The sequence below is a fragment of the uncultured Flavobacterium sp. genome (assembly GCF_937967675.1).
Classification (GTDB): domain Bacteria; phylum Bacteroidota; class Bacteroidia; order Flavobacteriales; family Flavobacteriaceae; genus Flavobacterium.
This window is the reverse complement of the sequence record NZ_CALBSN010000131.1, coordinates 1-9,634: the sequence shown is the minus strand read 5'-3', so window position 1 is coordinate 9,634 and position 9,634 is coordinate 1. Positions and strand designations below refer to the sequence as shown.

Below are 9,634 nucleotides of genomic sequence, written 5' to 3'. Positions count from 1 at the left end.
ACGCACGACCGTTATTTCTTAGACAATGTAGCAGGTTGGATTTTAGAATTAGATAGAGGAGAAGGTATTCCTTGGAAAGGAAATTATTCTTCTTGGTTAGACCAAAAAGCGAAACGTTTAGAGCAAGAAGAAAAAGTAGCTTCAAAACGCAGAAAAACATTAGAACGTGAGTTGGATTGGGTGCGTCAAGGTGCAAAAGGACGTCAAACGAAACAAAAGGCTCGTTTACAGAATTACGATAAATTATTGAACGAAGACCAAAAAGAATTAGACGAAAAATTAGAAATCTTCATTCCAAATGGACCTCGTTTAGGAACCAATGTGATTGAAGCTAAAAATGTAGCTAAAGCATTTGGTGATAAATTATTATATGATGATTTAAATTTTGTACTTCCTCAAGCGGGAATTGTTGGAATTATCGGTCCAAACGGTGCTGGTAAATCGACCATTTTCCGAATGATTATGGGTGAAGAAACTCCAGATGGTGGTTCTTTTACGATTGGTGACACAGTAAAAATCGCTTATGTTGACCAATCTCATGCTAATATTGATGTGAATAAATCCATTTGGGAAAACTTCTGCGATGGTCAAGAATTGATTATGATGGGCGGACGACAAGTAAATTCGAGAGCGTATTTATCTCGTTTTAACTTTGGCGGAAGCGATCAAAACAAAAAAGTAGCTACTTTATCTGGTGGAGAGCGTAATAGACTTCACTTAGCCATGACGTTGAAAGAAGAAGGAAACGTATTGTTATTAGATGAGCCTACGAATGACTTGGATGTGAATACATTACGAGCTTTAGAGGAAGGTTTAGAAAATTTTGCTGGCTGTGCGGTTATTATTTCCCATGATAGATGGTTTTTAGATAGAGTTTGTACACATATCTTAGCTTTTGAAGGAGATTCTCAAGTATATTTCTTTGAAGGAAGTTTCTCTGAATATGAAGAAAACAAGAAAAAACGTTTAGGAAAAGATGTGGTTCCAACCCGAATTAAATACAAAAAACTTATCAGATAAACATTAATATAAAAAAAATCCTGATTTAAACAGGATTTTTTTTATATTAGTATTCGAATTCATTCCCCTATTTAAAACAGTTACATGATAACTTATAAGCGGTTTTATTTTGTTTTATTTTTCTGTTTATCTTTTATTTTAGGATTTGCGCAAGATACAAATTCAAGAAGAAAAGAGGCTAATGAGTTATTAAAACAAGCCGGTAAAAGCTTTTTAAAACTTGATACAAAAAAATCGCTCGATTTTGCACAGAAGGCATTAATTATTGCTACGAAAAACAGCGATGATTTAATTGCATCTAAGGCTTACAATCTTATTGGTCTTAATTTTGAAGAATTCTCTGATTATCAAAAAGCAATTGAATATTACAATAAGGGTTTAGTTTTAGCCAATAAAGTTAATAACGATACGGTTAAAGGTTGGTTAAATAATAATTTAGGAAACCTTTATTGTTATCGAAAAATAGATTTTAATAAAGGTATTCAACATTATAAAGAAGGTTTAAAATATTCTATTAAACATAATGATGAATATGAAATTATGTTTTCAAAATTGAATATTGGAAGTGCCTACTTTGCAGTTGAAGATTTTAGTAATGGTATTCAATATTTTAATGAAATTAAAGACTATGTGGATAAAAATGGAGATATAGAATCTAAAATCTCCTTAAATTCCAACTTTGGATTGTATTACAACTACCTTAACAATGATAAAAAAGCGGAAGAATATTATTTGAAAGCCGTTCAATTTTGTGAGCAAAACGATATTGAATTAATTAAATCAAATGCAAGTGATGTTTATCATGATATTTCTAATTTCTACTACAAAATTAAAGACTTTGAAAAAGCACATTATTACCTTTTAAAACACGACCAATTACAAGATGAGATTTATAATGAAGATCGATTAAATGAAGTTAAAATAGGAGGAATGCAAATTGAACATGACGAAATCAATCGTAAAATTGACCAAATTGAGAAAGAAAAAGAGATTCAAGCAGAAAAATTACAAGCTAATCGAGTTTTTGTAATTCTTTTAGGGATTATATTTTTTATTCTCTTACTTCTTTTACTCTCTTTAATAAGAAATAACAAAACTAAAGCTAAAGCAAATATTGATTTAAAAGAAGCTAATATTGCTTTATTAAAGGCAAAAGAAAAAGCGGAAGAAGCTTCACAACTAAAAACACAATTTATTTCAACTATTAGTCACGAGTTACGTACACCACTTTATGGAGTAGTTGGAATTACAGATATTATTCTTGATGAACATAAAGAGTTAAAAAATAGTCCGCATTTAAAATCTTTAAAGTTTTCTGCTAAGTATTTGTTGTCATTGGTAAATGATATTTTAAAAGTCTATAAAATTGAAGAAAACCAAGTAATTCTTGAAGATATGGTATTCAATGTTCATGATGAATTAATAGTTATCAAAGATTCACTTCATTTTTTAGCAAAAAAGAACAACAACCAAATTTTTATAGAGTGTGATGATTCAATTCCTAATCTTTTAGTAGGGGATAAAATTCGCCTTTCTCAAATTTTTATAAATTTACTCAGCAATTCACTAAAATTCACCTATAATGGTAAAATAATTGTGAAAGCTAAAACACTTCAAATAGTGGGAACAAAATATCATATTCAATTTCAAGTTATTGATAATGGTATAGGAATAGCCAAAGAAAATCAAAATAAAGTTTTTGAAAAATTTGTACAAGTCTATCGTAAAGAAGATGATTATCAAGGAACAGGATTAGGATTAACTATCGTAAAAAAATTAGTTGAATTATTCCAAGGAACAATTCATTTGGAAAGTGAAGAAGGAAAAGGAACAACAATAACCTTTACACTACCTCTAGATTCAAATATTTCTAAAGTAAATGCAATAATTAATAATTTAGACATAGATGTTTCCGTATTGAAGGAATATAGGATTTTAGTAGTTGAAGACAATAAAATCAATCAAGTTGTAACAAAGCGATTATTAGAAAATAATAATTTTAAATGCGATATTGTAGATAATGGTTATGAAGCATTAGATTTAGTAGATAAAATACATTTTGATGCCATTTTAATGGATATTAACATGCCAATTATTAATGGTTTCGAAACATCTAAATTGATTCGAGAAAAAGGAATAACTACTCCAATTATTGCTGTAACAGCTTTTGATAAACAAGATATTGAAGAAAAAATAATAGAAGCACAAATTGATGAAGTAATTGTAAAGCCGTTTGAAGGATACAAACTTTTTACAACTATTAAACGTTTAAGCAAATAAAAAACGTTGGTTAATACCAACGTTTTTTGTTTTTCTTTGAAGCATCCGATTTTCTTGATTTTGAATTCGGATTCATCTTATTTTTATTTCTTAAATCCGGTTTTGCATCTGGATTTTTAACTTCATCTTTCCATTCATATGGATGATCCGTAATCACTTTGACTTTCATTCGAATTAATTTCTCAATGTCTTGCCAATAGGGTTTTTCGTCTTTTCCACAGAATGAAATCGCCAATCCTGAATTTCCAGCACGACCTGTACGACCAATTCGATGCACATAGGTTTCTGAAATATTTGGAATATCAAAGTTAATTACGAATGGAAGTTGTTCGATATCAATTCCTCTTGCCGCAATATCGGTAGCCACTAAAATATCGATTTCTTTATTTTTAAATTGCTCCAAAACGCGTTGACGAGCATTCTGAGATTTATCACCGTGAATGGCTTCAGCTTTAATACTTGCTTTTTTCAACACTTTTACAATATTGTCAGCACCGTGTTTCGTTCTGGTAAACACTAAAGCATTACTCAAGCTTTCCTGAATAATTAACTGTTTTAAAAGTAAACGTTTTTCGTCTTTGTTAACAAAATATACTTTTTGCGTTACATTTTCAGCCGTACTCGAAATGGGTGTAACCGAAATGTATTTTGGTCGTGTTAAAAAAGTATCCGCTAATTCTCTAATGGCTAAAGGCATTGTTGCCGAAAACAATAACGTTTGACGATTTTCTGGAGTTAATTTGATGATTTTCTTTACATCATTAATAAATCCCATGTCTAGCATTTGATCGGCTTCGTCTAAAACCAAATGATGCATGTGATTCAAATTGATAAAACCTTGTTTGTGTAAATCTAAAAGTCTCCCTGGAGTTGCGATTAATACATCAACACCCATTTTTAACTCATTTACCTGAGGCACTTGATTTACACCACCAAAAATTACTAATGACTTAACATTGGTATATTTTCCGTATGTTTTAAAACTTTCATCAATTTGTATAGCTAATTCTCTAGTAGGAGTTACTACTAAAGTTCTAATATGTTTTGCTTTTTTTGCCGAACCTACAATTCGGTGAATTAAATTTAGGATTGGAATGGCGAAAGCACCTGTTTTTCCTGTTCCAGTTTGAGCACAAGCCACTAAATCTTGTCCTGCTAATATTTCAGGAATGGCTTGTTCTTGAATAGGAGTGGGGTTAGTATAGCCTTCTTCTTCTAAAGCTTGTTGTATATTGTTAAATAATTTTAATTCGTTAAATGTCATAAATAATTAATTTTCCTATCAAATAAGTTCGATAAGAGTACAAAGATAGTGTTATTTTAAGCAAATTGGTTTTATCCCATTTTTGCTTTCATGAAATCGGTGATTAATGAAGCTATTAATTTACCGGTTAAATGATTATTTTTAGAATCATCGAGTGCAGGAGCCCCTTCACAAATATGAAAATAGGATGCATTTTCATGTTTTCCAAAAAAGTAAGTAAAATGTCTTGCTTTATCAACACTAAAACCGCTTAAAGTCATGGCACTTGAAGGAATATTTGGAATAGCATCTAAGTCTAATTCTACCCCAAAAGGTTCGTTTTTGATGAAATTGAGGGCGTTTTCTAACTCAGTTTCGAAGTTTTTTTCACGTTTTACTTCTACTTCTTCATAGGTAACATATTTTACTCTAGAAGTAAGTTCCTTTAATGTGTTAAAAACACTCTTTGAAACGAAGTTTTCATGCAATCCAAAAACGAAATATTTCTTTAAAAATCCGTCTTCAAAAGCATAACTAAAACCGTTTCCTGAATGTCTTCCTTCTAGGATTCTAAAATCGGTATGTGCGTCAAAATTTACTGCATTTACTGGTTTTCCTTTAGCTAAAGCTAAACCTTTGATGTTCCCGTAAGCATTATTATGACCACCTCCTATGATTATTGGAATTTTACCTGTAGAACAAATTTTGTGAATAACATGTGATACTTCAACATCAATTTGTTCTACTAAATTGAAAAGTTCTTTTCTGTCTTCTTTATTAGCAACATTTAATTGTTCAGCAATTTTCATTTCTTTAGAAACATCTAATTTACCCAGAACAATAAGACTATTTCCTTTACAAAATTTATTATGTTGTATATTTGCCAAACTTTGTAGCGTACTTTCATAAGCACTTGCAGCACCAACTCGTCCTAAATTTGCTTTAATTCCAATGTCTTCGGGAATACCTAAAAGCACAAATTTAGCCTCGCTATTTGCTATAAAATCGAACACATCACAATCTCTAGGTATTGTAATTATTTTTTCACCAAATTTAATTTCACCACTTCTGTGATTGGTTATTTTTGCAAGTTCATTCTGGCTTAAAACTATAATATTCTCCATAAAAAATGTTAAAAAGTAGACCAAAAGTACTATTTTAAAATAAAATTCGTTTCAAATTTAGAAAATACTTTAAAATTTGTACTTTTGAAAAAACTTATGAATAACCCCATCAAAAACTAAAAAATGGAAAATCAATCAAACAATTCTGGATTAAAAGCAGCAATAGTTGTATTAGCATTATTATTACTAGGGAGTATAGGTTATATTTTTAAATTAACCACAGATAATAAAGAGACAGTTACAAATTTGACTACTGAAAAAAGTACTTTAGAAGAAGAGTTAAAAGCAAAAATTGCTGAATACGATGTAATTATTGCAGATAATACAGCTTTAAAGGATGAACTTCAAGCTGAACAAGCAAAAATGGTAGCTTTGTTAGAGCAAGTGGAAAAATCGAAAGGTGATGCTGCTGCTATGGCAAAGTATAAAAATGAGTACTTCCGTTTAAAAAGAGAAATGGATAATTTAGTAGCTGAAAACAAAATATTAAAAGAACAAAATGTTGCTTTAACTTCTAGCTTAGATAGTACAAAAGTTGTTTTAACAGATGCTAAAAAATTTAATGATACGTTGTTAACTCAAAATGAAAGTTTAACTAAAACCGTTGAAAAAGGTTCTAAATTAGCGGTTTTAAATTTAAAAGTTTTAGCAGTTAAACAAAGAAGTTCAGGAAAACAAATTGAAACGGACAAAGCAAGTAGAGCTGATGTTTTAAAAGTAAGTTTCTTAATTGCTGAAAATCAAATTGCAAAAACAGGAGCGAGAGAATATTATGTTCAAATTATTGATAGTAAAAACAATATTTTAGGAGAAAAGAAAACAATTCCTGCTGGAGATAAAACCTTAACATATAGTTTTATTTCAACTGTAAAATATGAAAATAAAACCGTTCAAGTAAATGAAGAAGTGCCAGGAAAAGATTTTGCTAAAGGAACTTATTTTGTAAATGTATTTGATAAAAATGCTGAATTAGTTTCTAAAACAAGTTTCGAATTAAAATAATTAATTTTATTATAAATAAAAAGTCCAATGAGAGTTGATTTCATTGGACTTTTTTTATTAGATGTATTTTGATAAGTAACTCCCTAATCCAACTGCTGAAATAGTTAAAATAATGGAAGTTGCCATGTATAAGTAAGCCGTAATTTGATGGTTATTCTGTAGTAAGTTGTAGTTTTCTAAAGCAAAACTAGAGAAAGTAGTAAATCCTCCACAAAAACCCACAATCAATAAAAATTTTAACGGATGATTTTCAGGAAAATACTTTCCAATATAACCAATAAATAATCCGATAAGTAGACTTCCCATAATATTCACTAAGAATGTACTAAGAGGAAAAGAACTCTGAAAATATTTAGTAGTTAACCAGTGGGTTAAGTATCGAAATATACTCCCAATAGCACCTCCAAACCCAACAAGTAAAAGTGTTTTTATCATAGTTAAATTATTAAATGAATTCACCTTCAATCATTACTTTATCAATTAAGTTGGTTCCAAAAGCATAAGGTAATTGATAAAAACTAGCTAAAGGTTTTGTGATGATTAAATTTGCTTTTTTTCCTTTTGTGATACTTCCGTGCGTTTTTGAAATTCCCATTGCGTAAGCACCATTTATTGTTGCTGCATTGATAGCTTCTTCTGGTGTCATTTTCATTTTAATACAAGCGGTTGCTACTACAAAATTCATGTTTCCTGATGGAGTAGTGCCGGGATTGTAATCGGTAGCTAAAGCTAATGGTAAGCCAGCATTCATCATTTTTCTTGCTGGAGTATAAGGAATACTAATAAAATAAGAACAACTCGGTAACGCCACTGGCATTGTTTTACTGTTTTTCAACACTTCAATATCTTCATCCGTTACGATTTCTAAATGATCTACAGATAATGCGCCATTTTCTACGCAAGCTTTGATTCCGTCAATAGCCGTGAATTGATTCACATGAATTTTTGGTTCTAAGCCATATTTTTTACCAGCTTCCATAATTTTCATGGTTTCTTCTACTGAAAAATATCCTGTTTCTAGGAAAGCATCGATATAATCAGCTAAATTTTCGGAAGCAATTTTTGGTAACATTTCGCTAATTATCAAATCAATATAACCCGAATGATTTTCTTTATATTCCATAGGAAAAGCATGTGCGCCAAGAAAAGTAGCTTTAATCGCAATCGGATAATTTTCTTTTAAGCGTTTGATTACGCGTAACATTTTCAATTCGCCATCCACAGTTAATCCGTAACCCGATTTGATTTCGACCGCACCCGTTCCTTGTTGCATAACCTCTTCTAAACGTAATTTCGATTGTTCGTAAATTTCATCTTCAGAAGTTTCGTTCAGTTTTTTTGCCGAATTTAAAATTCCCCCACCACGATTAGCAATTTCCTCATACGACAAACCATTGATTCTATCTACAAATTCCTGAATTCTATTTCCTGCATACACGATATGTGTGTGACTATCTACCCATGTTGGTAAAATTACTTGTCCAGTTGCATCAATAACTTTAGCATCTGAAATTGTTGGGCAATTATCCATTGGACCAAAATCAGCAATAAGATTATTTTCAATTAAAAGATATGCATTATCGATTTTGGGTAAAGTAGCCATTTCTTTTCCAGAAACCTTTTCGATTGAATTTTCTCTAACTTGTAAAAGCTCTTTTATATTGATAAAAAGTGTTTGCATTCGAAATAAAATTTTTAGTAAAAATACTTCTCATTTTTAAAAACTCCTATCTTTATATAAAATTTGTTTGTTTTGAGAAAAATTAAATACAAGAAAGGAAGAAAAGTTCAGCCAAGTGTTCTAGAATACACAGGTTCTCATAAAACTACCCCAACTGAAATTCAATTATTTGTTTATAATGCTGATGATGTAATCGAAATGCAACAATTAGAAGTTTCGGATGTAAAAAACAGTATTAATATTACAAAAGTGAATTGGGTTAACATTCACGGATTAAACGAACCTGATAAAATTGCAGCTATTGGACAAATTTTTGGAGCTGATAATTTTATCATTGGGGATATATTAAATACTACTAAAAGAACAAAATTAGAGGAATATCATGACATTTTGTTTTTTAATGTAAAATCGCTTTTACCTATTAAAGATAGTGATGCTTTAGGTTATGAACAAATTAGTTTTATGTTAAAAGATAATGTTTTGTTATCATTTCAAGAAAAGCGAAGTGATTTTTTTACGCATATAAGAGAGCGATTACGAACCAATTCGGGTGTAGTTAGAACCAAAAAAGCTGATTTTTTATTGTATTTACTTTTAGATGCTATAATTGAAAATTTTTATATTTCTATTGAAAGCGAAGAAGATCGAGTAGACGAAATTATTAATTTATCAAAAGCAAGTACTAAACCAGAAGTATTAGAATTAATTGAAAAACATCGTGATAATTTTAATTTTCTAAAACGTTCTATTATTCCATTACGCGATTCCTTATATTCTATTAAAAGCATGAAGGATGATGATGTTTTTAATGATATTCAGCACGAAAATTATTCTTTTTTCTCACGATTACATCAAAAATGCCTTGAATTATTAGAACAAATTGAATCCGATTTGATAACATTAGAAAGCGCTTCAAGTTACTTTTTTTCGGCGCAGAATCATAAGATGAATGAAGTTATGAAAACCCTAACTGTTGTTTCAATGTTCTTTTTACCCTTAACTTTTATTGTTGGGGTTTATGGAATGAACTTTAAAAATTTTCCAGAGTTAGAGTGGGAGAATGGTTACTTTATTATATGGGGAGTAATGATTGTTGTGGTGCTATTTATGTTTGTTTATTTTAAATTGAAAAAGTGGTTTTAGTTATCATAAAATAATTTTGAATTCTATTGTCAAAAATAAATATTACTACTATCTTTGACGTGAATTCATAAAAATTCCGGAAAACATGTTTGAATTTCAACAGTACCTAGGTTTTTTACTTTTCTTAACCATATTAACTAT

Annotated in this window: 8 protein-coding genes; 4 read left to right on the top strand and 4 right to left on the bottom strand. The window is 29.9% G+C overall.

Annotated features, from left to right (window positions below):
• Together Q0075_RS08835 and Q0075_RS08830 are read left to right on the top strand one after the other, a co-directional pair.
• On the top strand, positions 1–1,020 hold a 1,020-nt coding region (locus tag Q0075_RS08835), incomplete at its 5' end, for an ATP-binding cassette domain-containing protein (protein ID WP_297869208.1).
• 84 nt (positions 1,021–1,104) lie between these two features.
• Complete coding sequence (locus Q0075_RS08830) at positions 1,105–3,300, top strand: ATP-binding protein (RefSeq protein WP_297869207.1); 2,196 nt, start codon at positions 1,105–1,107, stop codon at positions 3,298–3,300.
• A 10-nt stretch (positions 3,301–3,310) separates the two neighbouring features.
• On the opposite strand, the gene Q0075_RS08825 is transcribed toward Q0075_RS08830, so the two are convergent.
• Together Q0075_RS08825 and Q0075_RS08820 are read right to left on the bottom strand one after the other, a co-directional pair.
• A complete protein-coding gene (locus Q0075_RS08825) occupies positions 3,311–4,564 on the bottom strand; it encodes a DEAD/DEAH box helicase (protein WP_297869206.1) in 1,254 nt (417 codons plus the stop codon).
• Between the two features lie 71 nt (positions 4,565–4,635).
• The gene (locus Q0075_RS08820) at positions 4,636–5,667 is read right to left on the bottom strand and encodes a formimidoylglutamase (protein WP_297869205.1); all 1,032 of its coding nucleotides are present in this window, start codon (positions 5,665–5,667) and stop codon (positions 4,636–4,638) included.
• Between the two features lie 123 nt (positions 5,668–5,790).
• On the opposite strand from Q0075_RS08820, the gene Q0075_RS08815 reads away from it, so the two are divergent.
• Positions 5,791–6,669 (top strand): hypothetical protein, encoded by an 879-nt coding sequence (locus Q0075_RS08815; protein ID WP_297869204.1) that lies wholly within the window; start codon positions 5,791–5,793, stop codon positions 6,667–6,669.
• A gap of 57 nt (positions 6,670–6,726) precedes the next feature.
• Here the strand turns inward: Q0075_RS08815 and crcB are convergent, their stop codons facing one another.
• Both crcB and hutI read right to left on the bottom strand, forming a co-directional pair.
• Complete coding sequence (gene crcB / locus Q0075_RS08810; protein WP_297869203.1) at positions 6,727–7,104, bottom strand: fluoride efflux transporter CrcB; 378 nt, start codon at positions 7,102–7,104, stop codon at positions 6,727–6,729.
• A gap of 10 nt (positions 7,105–7,114) precedes the next feature.
• Entirely contained in the window at positions 7,115–8,350 is a 1,236-nt protein-coding gene (gene hutI / locus Q0075_RS08805) for an imidazolonepropionase (RefSeq protein ID WP_297869202.1), read from the bottom strand.
• A 72-nt stretch (positions 8,351–8,422) separates the two neighbouring features.
• On the opposite strand from hutI, the gene corA reads away from it, so the two are divergent.
• Positions 8,423–9,493, top strand: a complete 1,071-nt coding sequence (gene corA, locus Q0075_RS08800; RefSeq protein ID WP_297869201.1) for a magnesium/cobalt transporter CorA — start codon at positions 8,423–8,425, stop codon at positions 9,491–9,493.
• Positions 9,494–9,634 lie beyond the last annotated feature (141 nt).

Coding starts and splice junctions, on each gene's coding strand:
- hutI (WP_297869202.1), bottom strand. CDS start 8,350: ATGCAAACACTTTTTATCAATATAAAAGAGCTTTTACAAGTTAGAGAA.
- crcB (WP_297869203.1), bottom strand. CDS start 7,104: ATGATAAAAACACTTTTACTTGTTGGGTTTGGAGGTGCTATTGGGAGT.
- Q0075_RS08830 (WP_297869207.1), top strand. CDS start 1,105: ATGATAACTTATAAGCGGTTTTATTTTGTTTTATTTTTCTGTTTATCT.
- Q0075_RS08820 (WP_297869205.1), bottom strand. CDS start 5,667: ATGGAGAATATTATAGTTTTAAGCCAGAATGAACTTGCAAAAATAACC.
- Q0075_RS08815 (WP_297869204.1), top strand. CDS start 5,791: ATGGAAAATCAATCAAACAATTCTGGATTAAAAGCAGCAATAGTTGTA.
- Q0075_RS08825 (WP_297869206.1), bottom strand. CDS start 4,564: ATGACATTTAACGAATTAAAATTATTTAACAATATACAACAAGCTTTA.